General features: G+C 67.9%; 12 protein-coding genes and 15 tRNA genes. 25 read left to right on the plus strand and 2 right to left on the minus strand.

What is annotated here, in order from left to right:
* Positions 1-56: 56 nt before the first annotated feature.
* On the minus strand, positions 57-2,954 hold the full coding sequence (locus tag AAF430_05335) for a response regulator (protein MEM7409648.1): 2,898 nt from the start codon (positions 2,952-2,954) through the stop codon (positions 57-59).
* A 238-nt stretch (positions 2,955-3,192) separates the two neighbouring features.
* Here AAF430_05335 and AAF430_05340 point away from each other — a divergent pair, with 238 nt between their 5' ends.
* The 3 genes from AAF430_05340 (at position 3,193) to AAF430_05350 (ending at position 7,915) form a co-directional block, all read left to right on the plus strand.
* Positions 3,193-5,148 (plus strand): DUF3604 domain-containing protein, encoded by a 1,956-nt coding sequence (locus AAF430_05340; GenBank protein ID MEM7409649.1) that lies wholly within the window; start codon positions 3,193-3,195, stop codon positions 5,146-5,148.
* A gap of 300 nt (positions 5,149-5,448) precedes the next feature.
* Positions 5,449-6,603: a hypothetical protein gene (locus AAF430_05345; GenBank protein ID MEM7409650.1), complete on the plus strand. Its 1,155-nt coding sequence runs from the start codon at positions 5,449-5,451 to the stop codon at positions 6,601-6,603.
* A gap of 166 nt (positions 6,604-6,769) precedes the next feature.
* On the plus strand, positions 6,770-7,915 hold the full coding sequence (locus AAF430_05350; GenBank protein MEM7409651.1) for a hypothetical protein: 1,146 nt from the start codon (positions 6,770-6,772) through the stop codon (positions 7,913-7,915).
* Between the two features lie 290 nt (positions 7,916-8,205).
* Here the strand turns inward: AAF430_05350 and AAF430_05355 are convergent, their stop codons facing one another.
* Complete coding sequence (locus tag AAF430_05355; GenBank protein MEM7409652.1) at positions 8,206-8,427, minus strand: hypothetical protein; 222 nt, start codon at positions 8,425-8,427, stop codon at positions 8,206-8,208.
* On the opposite strand from AAF430_05355, the gene AAF430_05360 reads away from it, so the two are divergent.
* The 22 genes from AAF430_05360 (at position 8,426) to AAF430_05465 (ending at position 17,228) form a co-directional block, all read left to right on the plus strand.
* Positions 8,426-9,070 carry a hypothetical protein gene (locus AAF430_05360; protein MEM7409653.1) on the plus strand — a complete coding sequence of 215 codons (645 nt, stop codon included), beginning with the start codon at positions 8,426-8,428 and terminating at the stop codon, positions 9,068-9,070. The two genes, AAF430_05355 and AAF430_05360, sit on opposite strands and share 2 nt — an antisense overlap.
* A complete protein-coding gene (locus AAF430_05365) occupies positions 9,067-10,233 on the plus strand; it encodes a hypothetical protein (protein MEM7409654.1) in 1,167 nt (388 codons plus the stop codon). Before AAF430_05360 ends, AAF430_05365 begins: the two co-directional genes overlap by 4 nt.
* Positions 10,234-10,272: 39 nt before the next feature.
* Positions 10,273-11,409: a hypothetical protein gene (locus AAF430_05370; GenBank protein ID MEM7409655.1), complete on the plus strand. Its 1,137-nt coding sequence runs from the start codon at positions 10,273-10,275 to the stop codon at positions 11,407-11,409.
* Positions 11,406-12,578, plus strand: a complete 1,173-nt coding sequence (locus AAF430_05375; protein MEM7409656.1) for a hypothetical protein — start codon at positions 11,406-11,408, stop codon at positions 12,576-12,578. The genes AAF430_05370 and AAF430_05375 overlap by 4 nt, the downstream gene beginning before the upstream one ends.
* A gap of 39 nt (positions 12,579-12,617) precedes the next feature.
* Positions 12,618-13,778, plus strand: coding sequence for a hypothetical protein (locus AAF430_05380; GenBank protein MEM7409657.1), 1,161 nt, complete (start codon positions 12,618-12,620; stop codon positions 13,776-13,778).
* Positions 13,779-13,980: 202 nt separating this feature from the next.
* Positions 13,981-15,135, plus strand: a complete 1,155-nt coding sequence (locus AAF430_05385) for a hypothetical protein (protein ID MEM7409658.1) — start codon at positions 13,981-13,983, stop codon at positions 15,133-15,135.
* 420 nt (positions 15,136-15,555) lie between these two features.
* The gene (locus AAF430_05390; GenBank protein ID MEM7409659.1) at positions 15,556-15,717 is read left to right on the plus strand and encodes a hypothetical protein; all 162 of its coding nucleotides are present in this window, start codon (positions 15,556-15,558) and stop codon (positions 15,715-15,717) included.
* A gap of 148 nt (positions 15,718-15,865) precedes the next feature.
* Positions 15,866-15,941 (plus strand) — tRNA-Asp (locus AAF430_05395).
* A 6-nt stretch (positions 15,942-15,947) separates the two neighbouring features.
* Positions 15,948-16,024: transfer RNA gene (locus AAF430_05400), tRNA-Pro, on the plus strand.
* A 1-nt stretch (position 16,025) separates the two neighbouring features.
* Positions 16,026-16,102: transfer RNA gene (locus AAF430_05405), tRNA-Leu, on the plus strand.
* 6 nt (positions 16,103-16,108) lie between these two features.
* A tRNA-Arg gene (locus AAF430_05410) sits at positions 16,109-16,184 on the plus strand.
* Between the two features lie 25 nt (positions 16,185-16,209).
* A tRNA-Asn gene (locus tag AAF430_05415) sits at positions 16,210-16,298 on the plus strand.
* Position 16,299: 1 nt separating this feature from the next.
* Positions 16,300-16,374, plus strand: a tRNA-Thr gene (locus AAF430_05420).
* Between the two features lie 5 nt (positions 16,375-16,379).
* A tRNA-Phe gene (locus AAF430_05425) sits at positions 16,380-16,454 on the plus strand.
* A 32-nt stretch (positions 16,455-16,486) separates the two neighbouring features.
* Positions 16,487-16,554: transfer RNA gene (locus AAF430_05430), tRNA-OTHER, on the plus strand.
* A gap of 4 nt (positions 16,555-16,558) precedes the next feature.
* Positions 16,559-16,633 (plus strand) — tRNA-Glu (locus AAF430_05435).
* Positions 16,634-16,637: 4 nt separating this feature from the next.
* Positions 16,638-16,713 (plus strand) — tRNA-Ile (locus tag AAF430_05440).
* 26 nt (positions 16,714-16,739) lie between these two features.
* Positions 16,740-16,815 (plus strand) — tRNA-Arg (locus AAF430_05445).
* A gap of 6 nt (positions 16,816-16,821) precedes the next feature.
* Positions 16,822-16,894, plus strand: a tRNA-Gly gene (locus AAF430_05450).
* Positions 16,895-16,896: 2 nt separating this feature from the next.
* Positions 16,897-16,972: transfer RNA gene (locus AAF430_05455), tRNA-Gln, on the plus strand.
* Positions 16,973-17,062: 90 nt separating this feature from the next.
* Positions 17,063-17,138 (plus strand) — tRNA-His (locus AAF430_05460).
* Positions 17,139-17,153: 15 nt separating this feature from the next.
* Positions 17,154-17,228 (plus strand) — tRNA-Lys (locus tag AAF430_05465).
* Positions 17,229-17,358: the final 130 nt, after the last annotated feature.

The following is a 17,358-nucleotide window of genomic DNA, read 5'->3' on the forward strand; positions in this document are numbered from 1 at the left end:
CCGAGCGGAGGCCTGCCCCGCAGCGTCGAACCCGCCAAACGACCTGGCGCCGGGGGTCAGCCCCCCATCAGGCGCGAAAGCACGCCTTTGCCCTTCCCCTTGCGCTCGCGCATCTCGATGACGCGCAGCTCCTGGATGGCAGGGCGGAAGTCGGGTTTCAGCAGCAGTGCTTTCGAGAAGATCTTCTTCGCGACCTCGACTTCTCCCTTGGCCTTGTGGATGCGTCCGAGGAAGACGTAGGGAAGCGGCTGGTCGGATGACAGTTTGATGCCCTTCGCGACGTTCTCGAGGGCCTCGCGCTGGACGACCGCATCGCTCGGATTGGTGAGGTAGAGCGCGTAGCCCAGGTGCGCGACGTAGTCGCCCTGCTCCGGATCGAGATGCGACGCCATTCCGAAGGCCTCGGTCGCCTGGTCGTACTGCTTCGCGTCGAGGTGGGTCTCGCCCTTGCGGAACCAGCGCTCGCCCTCGAGCACCCGCTCGGCGCTCGACTGGGCGCGGCGGTCCTCGGCTTCCTCGTCGCGTAGCATCGCGTAGGCGCGGCGCTTCTCCGCGTTTCCCAGGTTGTCGAAGGCAGCGCGAATCCGCACCCGGATCCGGTCGGCCTGCTGGCAGAGCACGAGGTTGGCGGTGGTCGACTCGACCTCGGGCACTTCGTCGAGGCGAGCCCGGTGTGCCGCGCGCACTTCGCTGTCGGAGGAATCGGGGCCCACCCCGAGCACTTCGAAGTCGTCACTCGAGAGCAGCCGCTGGGCCAGCTCGCGCATGGTCACGACGAGGTTCTCGCGGTCCAGCGGTTCCGTCTGGGCCGGCTCGGGCACCGGCGCCTCGGCCACGAGCGCGGGCGCGTCATCTCGAAGCGCGGGTTCGGACGGGTCTTCGGCGTCCAGGTCGACGTCGATCTCGGGAGCGACATCGGGCTCCGGTTCCGATTCCGGTTCGGAAACCGGCTCCGGTTTCGCCTGCGCGACGGCCGCCGCGACGACCATGGTGGCCGTGTCTTCGTCGGATGCGGCCGCCATCGACTGGGTGTCGGCTTCGGATTCCAACGCGTCGAGCGCGGGCGCACTCGGCACCACGGCCTCGAGGGTCGGCGCGTCGTCGACCGCGGTCCTGGCGAGCGCGTCCATCTCCCGCTCGAGTTCCTGGCGCACCCGGCGCAGGGCCTCGAGCTCGCGCGTCTCCTGGGCGCGAGTCCGCGTCAGCTCCTCGAGCTCTTGCGCGCGCTCGGCGCGGGCGCGGGCGAGGCCCTCGAGCTCCTGGGCGCGATCCGCCACGGCGCGTGCCAGGTGTTCGAGTTCGTCGGCGTGCTCCGCCCGGGCAACGGCCAGCTCCTCGAGTTCCTGCTCATGCTCTTCCCGCACCTTGGCCAGCGCGTCGATCTCTCGTGCGCGCTCCTCCAAGGCCGGTGCGAGCGCTTCGAGCTCTCGCACGTGGTCTTCGCGGGTCTGCGCCAGCTCCTCGATGGCGCGCTCGTGCTCATCGCGGGTGCGCGCCAGGGCCTCGAGTTCCCGAGCGCGCGCGGTGCGCGCCTCTTCGAGGGCTTCGAGCTCCTGGGCACACTCTTCGAGGGCCGGCACCATCGCGTTGTGCTGACGGGCGCGCTCCTGCCGCGCTGCGGCCAGCTCCGCCAGCTCTTCCTCGTGCCGTTCCCGGGCCGCCGCAAGACTCTCGAGCTCGCGGGTGCGGCGTTCGCGCGCGCGTTCGAGGCGCTCGAGCTCCGCGGCCTGCTCCTCGAGCGCCGGTGCCAGCGCGTCGCGCTCGCGTTCGTACTCGAATCGGGTCCGGGCGAGTTCGTCGAGTTCGTTCAACCGCGCCTCGCGGTCGCGAGCGAGCTGCTGGATCTCGGCCTCGCGGGCCTCACGGTCGCGGGCCAGCGCCGCGAGCTCACGCTCGCTCTCGTCGCGCGTGCGCTGCAGCTCTTCGAGCGCCTCCTGCTGGGACGCGAGCGCTTCGGGCTCGGGCGTCGCCTCCGTGCCGAGCAGCGCGGTGAGGGTCAGGGTGGGCGTCGTGCGCAGCTCGATCGTGCCACTCACCCACAGCGCGTAGATTTCACGGTCGTCGAAGACGACGGAATCGAGCAGCACGGCAAGGGTGTCCTCGCCCGACAGCGCTTCGAGCGCACGCTGCTGCTTCTCGCTCAGCGACCAGCGGCCAAGGGTGGTCGGCGCATCCTCGGCCAGGGAGACATAGAGCGACCCGCGCTTCGCCAACCGATCGCGCACGCGGCGCAAAGGCGCCGCATCGAGCACGCCGTCCGCCAGAAGCGCCACCGGGTCGACGTCGAACTTCCGCAGCGTGCGAGGCTCGAGGCCGCGCCCGCGGTAGAAATGGTACTCGCCCTCTTCCCAACCGAATGCCTCGAAGAGCGGCTTCGTCGGATTGCGTCGGGCCCGCATGCGCAATCCGATCGGCACGCCACGACGCACTTGCACCGCGACCCGTCGTCTTCCTCGTCGGAGGCCGAGCACACCCGTGTCGGTTCGCCTGCGCAGCCGCGCGAGGAGCTCGGGGACGGGGACGTCTTCGAGGTCCCCTTCGAGGTCGGCTTCCGGTCGTCGTGAGCGCCCGGCGGCTTCGATCGCGAGCTCCGGCAGCGTGTCCTTGACGAGAGACAGGACGGCGGACGCCGCAGCCGGCTTCGTGAGGAAGTCGACGCAGCCCAGCGCGATGGCCTCTCCGTGCTCTGCCGAGTCGCGCGAAAGTTGCGTCAGGACGAGCACCGGAATGGCGCCCGCATCGACTTCGCGGATCCCGGCCATGAGATCGAGCCCGTCGTAGTGGGAGCTCTCGATCTCGAGCAGCACCATCGCCGGCCGTTCGGCGTGCACCCACTGCATCGCCTCCTCGGGATCTGCGGTCTGACGCAGTTCGCAGTCCGCCTCCCGCAATCGGTCGGAGACCGAAGCAGGGAGATCCAGACCGTCGTCGATCGAGAGGATCCAAGGGGGCATGGGGGCGGCGTCTGCGAGGAGCAAGGGACACGCCCTGCCGGCCAGGTGCGCGTCGGAGCCCGCCCCGACACGAGCCGGGAGGGCATCCGGGAGTCATCGGACGGACCCGCCCACCCCTTGAGGTCCGCGGGGTGGGCCGAGGTGTCGCGCGCGACCCTGGACGACGCTCGTTCCCACCAACGCCTGGCTGCGCTACCGGACTCTGCGGGAGGCGCACTCCGCGCACCCAGGAGGACCCATGCACCCCAACTGGCTTCGCGCTCGCCCCCTGCCTCTCTGGCTCACGCTGGGTCTTGCTTGCCTCTCCACCGCGTGCCCGGGCCTGCGTGCGCAAGAAGCGGCAAGCGACGGATCCGAAGCGCCGCTCGCCATCTCGGGTCCGACCCCGGAGCGCAACGACGATCCGGTGTACGCACCGGCACTGCGCACCGAGCACCCCGACCGCGTCTTCTGGGGCGACACGCATCTGCACACGCGTCTGTCGATGGACGCCTACACCTTCGGTACCGCCCTCGGGCCGGAGGAGGCCTACCGCTTCGCCAAGGGCGAGACGGTGATGGCCACCCACGGACAACCGACACGGCTGGAACAGCCCCTCGATTTTCTGGTCGTCGCCGACCACGCCGACGGCCTCGGTGCCATGCTCGCGCTCGAAGCCGGTGATCCCACCCTTCTGGCCAACGCGAAGCTCCGGGAGTGGCGCGAGATCCTGCGCTCTCCCGACCGGGCGGTGCGTCGCGCCCTCGAAGGAACGCAGACGGCCCGCGACAACCCGAAGGAGCTCGACGCCGAGCGCGTTCGCGGACCCGCGTGGCGCGCGCTCGCCCGTCTGGCCGACGCCCACTACGCGCCGGGCCGGTTCACACCCCTCGTTGGATACGAGTTCACGGGACAGCGCGGCGGGCAGAACCTGCACCGAGTCGTGATCTACCGCGACGGCGCCGAACGCGCGGGAGATCACCTCCCCCTCTCGCCCGCTCCCTCCGGCGATCCGCGTCGCCTCTGGGCCGACCTGGCGCGCTACGAACGCGAGACCGGCGGACGGGTGCTCGCCATCCCCCACAACGGGAACCTTTCCAACGGCATCCTCTTTCCGTTGGCCGAGACCGAGTTCGGCGATGCGATGGACGAGCACTACGTTCGCGCGCGGGCGCGCTGGGAACCGGTGTACGAGGTGACCCAGATCAAGGGTGACGGCGAGACCCATCCCTATCTCTCGGAAGACGACGCCTTCGCCGACTACGAGACCTGGGACGTCGGCGACTTCGCGGGGGTTCCGAAAGAGAAGGCGATGCTCGCGGGCGAGTATGCCCGCTCGGGGCTGCGTCGCGGCCTCGAGCTCGAAGCGCGCTTCGGCACCAATCCCTACCGCTTCGGCATGATCGGCTCGACCGATTCACACACGGGTCTGGCCACCGCGGACGAGGACAACTTCTTCGGGAAGCACAGCGCGGACATGGAGCCGTCGCCCACGCGCTGGAAGGATGCCGTGGGCGGCCGGGGCGAGTTCGTGATCCCGGGCTGGATGATGGCTTCCTCGGGCTATGCCGCGGTCTGGGCACGCGACAACACACGTGAGGAGATCTGGGATGCGCTCGCCCGACGCGAGGTCTACGCCACCACCGGGCCGCGCATTCGCGTGCGCTTCTTCGGAGGGTGGGACTACGCAGCAGCCGACGCCGCCGCATCGGACCTCGCCGCGGTGGGCTATGCGGGAGGCGTGCCCATGGGTGGCGTCCTCCCGGCACGCTCGAAGGGAGCGCCGCGCTTCCTCGTTGCCGCCGCGAAGGATGCGCGCAGCGCACATCTCGATCGGGTGCAGATCGTGAAGGGCTGGATCGACGCCGACGGCCGGACCCACGAGCGGGTCCACGACGTGGCGTGGAGTCAGCCCGGGATGCGAAAGCCAGGGCCAGATCGCGTAGTCCCGCCGGTTCCTTCGACGGTGGACGTGGAACGGGCGCGGTACACGCAGAATCACGGGGCCGCGCAGCTCGCGGTCGTGTGGACCGATCCCGACTTCGACCCAAAGGCCGCCGCGTTCTACTACGTACGTGTGCTCGAGATCCCGACGCCACGCTGGACCACCTATGACCAGCGCGTGCTCGGAGCCACCCTCGGCGAGCGGGTTCCCCGGGTGACCCAGGAACGCGCCTATTCGTCGCCCATCTGGTATCAGCCCGAGAGCGGCTAGCGCGGTGCCGCGAAGCGGCGGTGTGTCACTGGAACTTGTTCTCGGGTGCGCCTAACACGGCCTGCGTCCCTCCGCTCGTGGAACACGTTTCAACCCTCGCGCCTCCGTCAATCCCGCCGGACGATTCCGCTTCTTTTCCTACACCGCTTGGCGTTAGGGTGGTGGCGTGCGTAAGTCGGGAAGACCGACGTGCGCCCGCGGTGGAGATCTCCTTCGACCACCCGAGCGTTTCGCTGGACGGCTGAACCACGTCGGTTCGGTCGTCATGGTCCTTCCCGCTCCCATCCTGGAGGGATCTTCATGAAGTCCCAACGCTTACTCACCCGGTGCGCCCGAATCACCGCCTCCAGCTTCTTGCTGCTGGCATTGGCACTGCCCGCAACGGCTGTGATCGTCGAGTTCACCTCGACCTCGACGGCCGGCATTGGCGACGGCGGCAACCCCGCAACCATCGACGTGTCACCGAACGGGCTGCCGATCTGCAACATGGGCCTGCAGCCCCACCTGAACGCGTCGATTCCGGCGGCTGGTTTCGCCGATGTCGGCACGGTCGCGCCGCGTTCGCTGATGGCGGTGCGCCCGTTCAAGTACGGCCCGCCCGGTGCCACAACCGGCAACGCCACGATCATGGCGCGGCCCGGTGTCGCAGGCGTGAACGGCGCGGCGCAGTACGCGTCGAGCACCTGCAACATCCCGTTCCCGACGGCGTTCCTGCCGGCGATCCTCGCCGGTCGCACCCAGTTCTCGCGCTTCACCGGCCCGGCGGACAACGCCATCACCACCACCACGACGGCGATGGGCAAGATGAACTTCATGGTCACCACCATGGGTCTCGAGGATCATCACCTCCGCGCAGGCGGTGGCCCCGGAAACTTCACGTTCATGGTCCCCACGGTCCTGGGCACGCCGATGCAGACGATCATGGGCACCGCCGGCGCCAACACCTTCGGCGGTGGCTGGCGTGGGTCGGGCGGTGGCCGTGTGAACCTGGCCGTGAACGCGGCGCCGGGCGTCGTGATCTCGGGCTACTGGCTGACCGGCCCGCGCAAGGGCGGTCACAATGATCCGGTGAACACCCAGCTCGTGACCCAGTCCGGTCTCTTCACCAATCTCGCCACGATGGGCGTGGCGCCGGTGACCCTGCGCGCCTGGAATGCACGGTTCACGACGGGCATGGTGAAGGCCGAGGACAACGGCGGTCAGTTCATCACGATCCGTACCCAGACCGGAGGCGACAACCGCACGGGCCCGTCGTCGAGCATGGGCACCCTGCTGCTCGTCACGCCGTTCACGGCGAGCCTGATCCCGTTCCTGGGTGGCGCCGCGAACCTGTACTTCGGTGGCACGGCGACGACCCGCTTCAACTTCCTGCCCGAGCCCGGCCCCACGGCCCTGCTCGCGGCGGGCGTCCTCGGCGTGATCGCCCTGCACCTGCTGGCGAGACGCCGCAAGTAGGGAGCGGAAACGCGTCCCTATCGCGAGTGACCCAACCGAGGCCCGGGTGGCGATGCCGCCCGGGCCTCTTCTTTTCGGGAATGCGCGAGACGCCGAAATGCGCCGTTGCTTCTCGGAGGGTGGGTCGGGGACAATGCGGGTCCCTCATCGCCCCACTGGAACCGCCATGCAGACGCGTTTTCCAGCCCGCTGGCTTCCGCGCAAGTTCGCTTGCGTCGCTCTGTGGCTCGCCGTTGCCATCCCCGCGCAGGGGTTGGTGGTGGAGTTCGATGCCACCTACACGGCGGGCCTCGGTGATGGAGGGAACCCCGCCACGGTCGACGTGGCGCCGAACGGAAGGCCCGCCTGCAATCAGGGCCTCCAACCGCATATCAACGCGTCGATCCCGGGTCACGGATTCGCCCAGCTCGGGATCACCGCGCCGCGCTCGTTGATGGCGGTGCGCCCCTTCCACTACGGCGAAGCCGGCCCCACGACCGGCAACGCGACGATCATGGCAAAGCCCGGAGTCGCGGGCGTGAACGGTTTCGCGCGGTACACCTCGAGCACCTGCAGCGTCACCTTCCCAACGGCGTTCATTCCCAGGTTCTTCGACCTCACCCTGTTCGGGCGCTTCACGGCGCCCGCCCACAACGCCATCAGCACGACGACGACACCGATGGGCCGGATGAGTTTCATGGCCACGACCATGGGACTCGAATCCCATCACCTCCGCGCAGGCGGTGGCGGAGGCGATTTCAGCTTCATGATCCCGACGAGCCTCTCGTGGATGCAAACGATCATGGGAACTGCCGGCGCGAACACCTTCGGGGGCGGCTGGCGTGCCTCCGGTGGAGGACGCGAGCACTGGTGGTACCCGGTCGCACCGGGTCAGGTCGTCTCGGGCTACTGGCTGAGTGGTCCCTGGAAGTTCGGGCACAACGAACCGGTGAATACCCAGATCGTGAGCGCATACGGGGTATTCACCAACCTGGGCACGATGGGCGTGTTCCCGGCGACCGCACGCTTCTGGAATGCCCGCTTCACGACGGGCATGGTGAAGGCCGAGGACCACGGCGGACAGTTCATCACGATCCGGACGCAGACCGGTGGCGACAACCGGACGGGCCCCCACTCGAGCATGGGGACACTCCTCCTCGTCACGCCCTGGACGGCGAACGTCATCCCGTTCCTAGGAGTCACGACCCTCCATTTCGGCGGCACCGCGACCTTGCGCTTCGATTTCCTGCCCGAGCCGGGGCCAACTGTGCTCCTCGCACTCGGCGTGGGCGCCGTGCTGGTACTCCATCTCCTCTCGCGGCGCGGTCACTAGACGATGGGTGCGCACAGACGATCCGGGTTTGGAGTCGTTGCCGTCATCGCCGCCGCGCTCCTTCTCCTCGATCTCGCTCCTGCGTCAGCACTGGTCGTCGAATTCGACGCTACCTACACCGCCGGCCTCGGCGACGGCGGGAACCCGGCCACGATCGACGTGAGGCCGAATGGTCGGCCCATCTGCAACAAACGCTTGCAGCCACACCTCAACGCATCGATCCCAGGCCATGGGTTCGCAGCGCTGGGGGCGACCGCGCCGCGATCGCTCATGGCAGTCCGACCCTTCCACTACGGAGAAGCCGGGCCGACCACAGGCAACGCCACGATCATGGCGAAGCCGGGCATCGCCGGATCCAACGGCTTCGCGAGGTACACGACGGGGACGTGCACCCTCACCTTCTCGCCGTTCATTCCCCTGTGGAGGTACTCCGACTTTTTTGGGAGGTTCACGGCCCCAGCCAACCACGCCATCGCAACGACGACCACGTCGATGGGGCGCATGAGATTCATGGCCACGACCATGGGCCTGGAGTCGCACCATCTGCGGGCAGGCGGTGGACCGGGAAGCTTCAGCTTCATGGTCCCAGCAACCCTCTCGCCGATGCAGACGATCATGGGGACGGCCGGCGTGAACACCTTCGGCGGCGGCTGGCGCGCCTCGGGTGGCGGACGTCGCAGCGACGCGATCAACGCTGCTCCGGGAGTCGTGGTTTCGGGCTACTGGCTCACCGGCCCCTGGAAGTTCGGGCACAACGAACCCGTGAACACCCAGCTCGTGACCCAGTTCGGCGTCTTCACGAATCTGGCCACGATGGGCACGGCGCAGGTGACGGTTCGGGTGTGGAACGCCCGGTTCACGACGGGCATGGTCAAGGCCGAGGACAACGGAGGGCAGTTCATCACGGTCCGCACCCAGACCGGTGGCGACAACCGCACCGGACCCCACTCGAGCATGGGGACGCTTCTGCTCGTCACGCCCTGGACCGCGAATGTGATCCCGTACCTCGGAGGCGCCGCCAACCTCTACTTCGGAGGCACCGCGACGCTGCGCTTCGAATTCCTCCCCGAGCCCGGCCCGACGGCGCTTTTCGCGCTGGGTGTCGTGGCGGTGCTGACGCTCCATCGAGCATTGCGAGGACGCGGTCGGTCATGAACGGACTCCTCGTCCGGAGAACCGCGGCCCTCCTCGCTGCCCTCACCACGCTCGTGTGGCCCCTTTACAGTTGCGCGCTGGTCGTCGAGTTCGACGCCACGTACACGGCGGGACAGGGCGATGGAGGTAATCCCGCAACCTTCGAGAATGCGCCGAATGGGCGTCCTATCTGCAACAAGGGGCTCCAAGCGCACCTCAATGCATCGATCCCAGGTCACGGCTTCGCCGAGTTGGGTGGCACGGCACCGCGTTCGCTGATGGCCGTGCGCCCGTTCCGCTACGGGGAGGCCGGCCCCACCACCGGTAACGCCACCGTCATGGCCAAACCCGGTATCGCGGGTGCGAACGGCTTCGCTCGCTACACGACGCACACCTGCGTCGTGTCGTTTCCGCCACCGTTCCTGCCTGCGATCTTTCCGGACCGAACCCTGTCTGGACGCTTCACAGCTCCGGCAGACAACGCGATCACGACCACGACTACGACGATGGGCCGGATGAGCTTCATGGTCACCACGATGGGTCTCGAATCCCACCACCTCCGCGCCAGCGGCGGCCCTGGCGACTTCAGCTTCATGGTGCCCGCATCCCTCGAGCCGAACAACGCCTGGAGTGGCAGCCCGATGCAGGGAATCCAAGGGGAGGCGGGTCCCAACAGCTTCGGTGGGGGTTGGAGGGCGTCCGGGTTCCATCGCGACAATCTGCAGTACCTCTTCGGGCCGGTGGTCTTCTCCGGCTACTGGGTGAGCGGCCCCTGGAAGTTCGGGCACAACGAGCCGGTAAATACCCAGGTGGTGAGCCAGTTCGCGGTCATGACGAACCTCGCCACCATGGGCACCTTCCCTGCAACCGTGCGTGTCTGGAACGCGCGCTTCACCACCGGGATGGTCAAGGCCCTGGACAACGGAGGGCAGTTCATCACGATTCGCACCCAGACCGGTGGCGACAACCGCACCGGCCCGCACTCGAGCATGGGAACCCTCCTGCTGGTCACACCGTGGACGGCCAGCGTGACGCCTTGGCTGGGAGGCGCGGCCAACCTCTACTTTGGCGGCACCGCGACGCTGCGCTTCGAGTTCCTCCCCGAGTCCGGCCCGACCGCGCTATTCGCGCTCGGAGCCATGACGGTGCTAGCCCTCCACTTTTTCTCGCGGCGAGATCGCTAGACGATGGGCGCACGAGAACGAGCGAAGCTCGGTGGCGTCGTGGCTTCCCTACTCCTCCTGGCGGGGTTCGACTCCGCGTCGGCGCTGGTCGTCGAGTTCGACGCCACCTACTCCGCCGGCCTCGGCGATGGTGGAAACCCTGCCACGATCGACGTGCAGCCGAACGGCCGTCCCGCCTGCAATAGGGGCCTCCAGCCGCATCTCAATGCGTCGATTCCGGGCCACGGATTCGCCGAGCTGGGTGCGACAGCGCCGCGCTCGCTCATGGCCGTCCGCCCCTTCCACTACGGCGAAGCCGGGCCCACGACCGGCAACGCGACGATCATGGCGAAGCCCGGCGTCGCGGGCGTGAACGGCTTCGCGCGCTACTCCACCGCGACCTGCATCCTCAGCCTGCCTCCGAACTGCTGCCCGATCCTGGTCATCGACCACACCTGGATCGGTCGTTTCACCGCACCCGCCGACAACGCCATCACGACCTCGACGACGACGATGGGACAGATGAGTTTCATGGTGACGACGATGGGGCTCGAATCGCACCACCTGCGGGTGGGTGGAGGCCCCGGCGACTTCACGTTCATGGTTCCGACCTCGCTGGCGCCGGATCCCATGGGCCTGAGCCCAATACAGAGCTTGATGGGCGCAGCAGGGCCCCACACCTTCGGCGGCGGTTGGCGCGCCTCCGGCGGCGGCCGTGAACGGTTCGTGCTCAATGCGGGCGTTGGCGTGGTGCTCTCGGGATCCTTCACAAGCGGCCCGTGGAAGTTCGGTCACAACGAGCTGGTGAACACGCAGCTCGTGAGCCAGGTCGGATCTTTCACCAACCTGGCGACGATGGGAGTCGCCCCGGTCACCCTGCGCATCTGGAACGCCCGCTTCACCACGGGCGTGGTGAAGGCCGAGGACAACGGCGGGCAGTTCATCACCATCCGCACCCAGACGGGGGGCGACAACCGGACCGGCCCCCAATCGAGCATGGGCACGCTGCTCCTCGTCACACCCTGGACCGCGAGCGTCATCCCCTTCATCGGGGGCGCCGCCAACCTCTACTTCGGCGGCACCGCCAACCTTCGCTTCGAGTTCCTCCCCGAGCCCGGCCCGACGGCGCTCCTCGCACTCGGAGTCGCCCTGGTGCTGGGGCTCCACAGGGTCGCCCGAAGAGAAAGAGACCGATGAGACGAACGCTGCTCCAGGCTCGAAGCGCGCGTGCCGCGATCGTGATCGGACTCTACCTTCTCGCGTGGTCCCTTCCTGCGTCCGCCCTGGTCGTGGAGTTCGATGCCACCTATTCCGCCGGCCTCGGCGACGGTGGAAACCCAGCCACGCTCGATGTGGGGGCGAATGGACGGCCGATCTGCAACAAGGGCCTCCAGCCGCACCTCAACGCTTCGGTCCCGGGTCACGGCTTTGCCGAGTTGGGTGCGACGGCACCGCGGTCGCTGATGGCCGTCCGCCCCTTCCACTACGGCGTAGCAGGGCCCACCACCGGCAACGCAACGATCATGGCAAAACCCGGGATCGCCGGCCTGAACGGCTTCGCCCGCTACACGATGGCCACCTGCGAGGTGACGGTGCCGCCCCACGGCCTCCCCGTTCCCCAGGTGGACCACACCTGGATCCAACGCTTCACCGCTCCCGCGAATCACGCGATCACGACCACCACGACGCCTATGGGCCGGCGCAGCTTCATGGCGAACCTCGGGATCCTGGAGTCACATCACCTGCGCGCCGAGGGCGGCCCGGGCACCTTCAGCTTCGTGGTCCCGGAGTCCCTGGAGCCCGCCCCCTGGACCGGCAGCCCGATGCAGGGAATCCAAGGGGCCGCGGGCCCGAACACCTTCGGTGGCGGCTGGCGCGCCTCCGGCGGAGGCCGCCAGCAGCAGCAGGTCAATGCGGCGCCCGGCGTGGTGATCTCCGGCTATTGGTTGAGCGGTCCGTGGAAGTTCGGCCACAACGAACCCGTGAACACCGAGCTCGTGAGTGCGTACGGCGTGTTCACCAACCTGGCCACGATGGGCACCATGCCCTTGACCCTCCGCGTCTGGAATGCCCGATTCACGACCGGCGTGGTGAAGGCCGAGGACAACGGCGGGCAGTTCATCACCATCCGCACCCAGACGGGCGGCGACAACCGGACGGGCCCGCATTCGAGCATGGGAACGCTGCTGCTCGTCACCCCGTGGACGGCGAGCGTCATTCCGTTCCTAGGAGTCACGACCCTCCACTTCGGCGGCACCGCCACGCTGCGCTTCGAGTTCCTGCCCGAGCCCGAGCCGACGGCGCTATTCGCGCTCGGAGCCATGACGGTGCTGGCGCTCCACTTCGTCTCGCGGCGAGATCGCTAGACGATGGGCGCACGAGAACGAGCGAAGTTCGGTGGCGTCGTGGCTTCCCTACTCCTCCTGGCGGGGTTCGACTCCGCGTCGGCTCTGGTCGTCGAATTCGACGCTACCTACACCGCTGGCCTCGGCGACGGCGGGAACCCCGCCACGATCGACGTGGGGCTGAACGGTCGGCCCGTCTGCAACAAGGGCCTGCAACCGCATCTCAATGCGTCGGTCCCGGGCCACGGCTTCGCCGAGATCGGGACCACCGCACCGCGGTCACTGATGGACGTGCGACCCTTCCGCTACGGGGAGGCGGGTCCCACCACCGGCAACGCAACGATCATGGCGAAACCCGGGATCGCGGGCATGAACGGCTTCGCCCGGTACACGCCGGGCACCTGCGTCATCCCGTTCCCCACGCCATTTCTACCGGCGATCTTCCCGAAGCAGACCCCGTCCGGACGATTCACGGCGCCCGCGGACAACGCCCTGACGACCACGACGACGCCGATGGGCCGAATGAGCTTCATGGCCACGACCATGGGCCTCGAGTCACACCATCTGCGCGCGGGCGGTGGTGGTGGCAACTTCAGCTTCATGCTCCCGGCGTCGTTGGCGCCCATCAACCCTTGGAGCGGTAGCCCCATGCAGGGCATCCGAGGTACCGCTGGCCCGAATTCCTTTGGAGGCGGCTGGCGGGCATCGGGTGCACACCGCCACAACCTGCAGATCTTCGCGGCCCCGGGGGTCGTCTTCTCGGGGTATTGGGCGACCGGCCCCTGGAAGTTCGGTCACAACGAGCCGGTGAACACGCAGGTCGTCAGCCATCTCGCGATCCTCACGAACCTCGCAACCATGGGAACGCTTCAAGCCACCGCGCGCGTGTGGAATGCGCGTTTCACCACCGGCATGGTGAAGGCCGAAGACAACGGCGGGCAGTTCATCACGGTTCGGACCCAGACCGGTGGTGACAATCGGACCGGGCCGCACTCGAGCATGGGATCGTTGCTGCTCGTCACTCCCTGGACGGCCAGCGTGGTCCCATGGCTCTTCGGCGCCGCCAACCTCCACTTCGGCGGCACTGCAACGCTGCGCTTCGAGTTCCTGCCCGAGCCGGGCCCGACAGCCCTCTTCGTCGCCGGCACGGTCGCGATCTCCGTCCTTCACGCGTTCTTCCGTCTGCGGGCGACGCGCCGATCAGCGCGACGCGGAGAGTAGAAGAGCGGCAACCCTTCCTAGCGCCGCCCGCTGACCCCCAGCGAATCCCCAGGACGCCCCGACACTGCGCGGGGTTAGTGTGGGCGCGTGTCGCTGGGGGGTGCCCGGCCCGCTCTTCGAAGGCCCGGGAGCCCAGCGCTCCTGGACGCGAGGCGCGCCTCACCGGCGCGCTCGTCCCGCTTGCGCCACAGGAGGGAATCGCATGAAGACAGAACGAACCTTCACGCACCGTGCCGTCGTGGCAGCCTTCACGATCGCCCTGATCACACTCGGCCTGCCGGCCACCGCAGCGATCGTGGAGTTCAATGCCACCTACACCGCCGGGCTCGGAGACGGCGGCAACCCGGCGACGATCGACAACTCGCCGAACGGCCTACCGATCTGCAACCAGGGTCTACAGCCCCACCTCAACGCGTCCATCACGGGCAACGGCTTCGCCGAGCTCGGTGCAGTCGGGCCACGCTCACTCATGGCGGTGCGCCCGTTCAAGTACGGGGACGCCGGCATGACCACGGGCAACGTCACCATCATGGCGCGGCCCGGGGAGCCGGGCGTCAACGGCTTCCCGCAGTACGCCTCGAACACCTGCGTCGTTCCGTTCCCCGCGGCCTTCTTGCCCGCGATCCTGGCCGGTCGGACTCAGCTGTCTCGCTTCACCGGACCGGCGGACGATGCAATCACGACGACCGTGACCCCAATGGGCAAGATGAACTTCATGGTCACCAACATGGGACTCGAATCCCACCACCTCCGCGCGGGCGGGGGTCCCGGAAACTTCAACTTCAAGGTGGACCCCGCCCTCTCGCCGATGCAGACGATCATGGGCACCGCCGGCGCCAACACCTTCGGTGGCGGCTGGCGCGCTTCGGGCGGAGGGCGCGTGAACCTCGCGGTCAACGCGGCACCCGGTGTCGTGATCTCCGGCTTCTGGCTCACCGGCCCCCGGAAGCTCGGTCACAACGAAGCGGTGAATACCCAGCTCGTCACCCAGACGGGCCTGTTCACGAACCTGGCGACGATGGGCGTCGCGCCCGTGACGCTGCGCGTCTGGAACGCACGCTTCACGACGGGCATGGTGAAGGCCGAGGACAACGGCGGCCAGTTCATCACGATCCGCAGCCAGACGGGCAACGACAACCGGACGGGCCCGTCTTCCAGCATGGGAACGCTCTTGCTGGTGACGCCCTGGACGGCGAGTCTGATCCCGTTCCTCGGCGGTGCGGCCAACCTCTACTTCGGCGGGACCGGCACCGTGCGCTTCGAGTTCGTGCCCGAGCCAGGGCCGACGACCCTGCTCGCGGCGGGCGTCCTCGGCGTGATCGCGCTGCACCTGGGCGTGCGCCGCCGCCGCCGCTAGCCGAAGCGTCCTTTCCTCAGTAGATGGACCCACCGCGAGGCCCGGGTGGCGGCGCTGCCCGGGCCTCTCCTCGTCTACCGGTGCACGCACGAGGGCTCGGACACAGCTCTCTGCGCAGCGGACCTCCTCGGGGCCTTGGGTGGCATCCAGATCGGGGCACGGGCCACCGGCGCGAGCACCGCAACGCGGGCGCGACGCGACCTGTCGTCGCACCCGCTCTCGCAACCTGCGGGCTCTCGCGCGTGCAGCTTTCCACCGGAACCGCGCGTTGCGTTGGCTGCGGTGGGTTTCCCGTCGCGAATCCATCGCTGCATTCGAATCAACAAATGTGTTTGCGATAGCTCTTTTTCGTGCCGACACAGTTGACACCGGAATGAGTCTCGTTACTCTGCCGCGCGCTCACAAGGGGAGCACCGTTCCATGAAGAACCGATCGACGTACAAGCGCCATTCGATCGCCGCGAACGCGGCGGGCGAAGAGATCGCGCGCTCGCTCGGTTGCGGTGCTTCTTGGCGAACTCCGCATGCCGGCCGTTTCGCGCCCGCACTCGTCGGCCCGTTCGCCTTGGTGGATCCGAAGTAGCGATCCGCGTCTGATTCCCGTTGGAGCCAGGACCTCCTAGCGCCGGAATCGGCGCGAAGGAGGTTTCTCTCTTTCGGGTTGTGTTCGCGCTCGAGGCGCGGGCTCGCTGGCGGCGTCGCCGCGGCGAACAGAACAGCCCTACGCATACGCCGCATTGGCTCAGTGGCTAGAGCATCCGCTTGTCGAGCGGAAGAGCGCGGGTTCGAATCCCGCATGCGGCGCCAGTTCACCAGGGTGTAGCTCAGTCGGGAAGAGCTCTTTCTTCGGAAGGAAGCGGTCGTTGGTTCGAATCCAACCACCCTGACCAGGCCGGGGTAGCCCAATCGGCAGAGGCGACGGTCTTAGACACCGTTCAGTGTGGGTTCGAATCCCACCTCCGGTACCAGTTTTCATCGGCGTAGCTCAGAGGACAGAGCACCGCTCTGCGAAGGCGGAGGCCGCAGGTTCGAGTCCTGCCGCCGATACCAGGATCCCAACAGAGGAGACGTTCGTTCCGTGGTGGCGGAATTGGCAGACGCACCGGGTTGTTACCCCGGCGCCCGACACCGGGCTTGCAGGTTCGAGGCCTGCCCACGGAGCCAGGCCGACATAGCTCATCGAGCAGAGCACCTGTTTCGTAACCAGGAGAGCGGGGTGCAAGTCCTCGTGTCGGCTCCACAACACGCGCGGTAGCTCAGGAAGCAGAGCGCCCGGTTGAAGCCCGGGAGGCGCTGGTGCGACTCCAGCCTGCGCGACCAGATTCGATCGATTGGAGAAGTCGTTTGAAACATGCGGAGAGACTCGGAGTCGACCCGGCGTCATGAGCCGGGGGAGCGGGTTCGACTCCCGCCTCCGCGAGTTCGTCCACGTGGTCCAGCAGCACGGATTCCGGGTTCTCACCCCGGAGACGCGGGTGCAAACCCCGCCGTGGGCACCAGTTCTGGCGAGTAGCTCAGAGGAAAGAGCGCCGGTCTGATATGCCGGAGGTCGGGGGTGCGAGGCCCTCCTCGCCAACCAGGATTCGAAACAGAGGAGAACACTTCACCGTCGTAGCTCAACGAATAGAGCGCCGCGCTTCGGACGCGGAGGATGGGGGTTTGAATCCCCCCGACGGTTCCATGCCAGGCGGACGTAGCTCAGGTGGCAGAGCGCCGGCGTGCCACGCCGGAGGCCGCGGGATCGAAGCCCGCCGTCCGCTCCTGGGGGCAGGCGCAATCGGAAGCGCATCCGGATCTGACCCGGAAGGTTCGGGGTTCGACTCCCCGGCCCCCATCCAAAGACGCACAGGGTGCCCGTCGGCTGCGGCCCGGGGACTCCAAATCCCGCGGAGGAGGGATCGACACCTTCGCACCCTGCCAAGAACACGGTGGTCGTAGCTCAACGGGCGAGAGTGCCGCTCTGTGACTGCGGAGACCCGGGTTCGAGTCCCGGCGACCGCCCCAACCCGAAAGACACGCTGAGGCGTAGCTCGAAGGCAGAGCAACCGATTCTTAATCGGTGGGGTGTGGGTTCGAGTCCCACCGCCTCAACCAACCACACCGCGCGATGCGCGCGAGAAGGAGACACGAACGAGGTCAGCGTGGGCGGATCGTCGCCAGCGGAGCCGGTTCTGCATGCCGGCCTGGCGCGCGGGAGCTGAGAATCGCTCTGGCGCGTACCCGC

It is taken from the genome of Myxococcota bacterium, from assembly GCA_039030075.1.
Taxonomy (GTDB): Bacteria; Myxococcota_A; UBA9160; order UBA9160; family SMWR01; genus JAHEJV01.

Coding starts and splice junctions, on each gene's coding strand:
- AAF430_05335 (MEM7409648.1), bottom strand. CDS start 2,954: ATGCCCCCTTGGATCCTCTCGATCGACGACGGTCTGGATCTCCCTGCT.
- AAF430_05340 (MEM7409649.1), top strand. CDS start 3,193: ATGCACCCCAACTGGCTTCGCGCTCGCCCCCTGCCTCTCTGGCTCACG.
- AAF430_05345 (MEM7409650.1), top strand. CDS start 5,449: ATGAAGTCCCAACGCTTACTCACCCGGTGCGCCCGAATCACCGCCTCC.
- AAF430_05350 (MEM7409651.1), top strand. CDS start 6,770: ATGCAGACGCGTTTTCCAGCCCGCTGGCTTCCGCGCAAGTTCGCTTGC.
- AAF430_05360 (MEM7409653.1), top strand. CDS start 8,426: ATGGCCACGACCATGGGCCTGGAGTCGCACCATCTGCGGGCAGGCGGT.
- AAF430_05355 (MEM7409652.1), bottom strand. CDS start 8,427: ATGAATCTCATGCGCCCCATCGACGTGGTCGTCGTTGCGATGGCGTGG.
- AAF430_05365 (MEM7409654.1), top strand. CDS start 9,067: ATGAACGGACTCCTCGTCCGGAGAACCGCGGCCCTCCTCGCTGCCCTC.
- AAF430_05375 (MEM7409656.1), top strand. CDS start 11,406: ATGAGACGAACGCTGCTCCAGGCTCGAAGCGCGCGTGCCGCGATCGTG.
- AAF430_05385 (MEM7409658.1), top strand. CDS start 13,981: ATGAAGACAGAACGAACCTTCACGCACCGTGCCGTCGTGGCAGCCTTC.
- AAF430_05390 (MEM7409659.1), top strand. CDS start 15,556: ATGAAGAACCGATCGACGTACAAGCGCCATTCGATCGCCGCGAACGCG.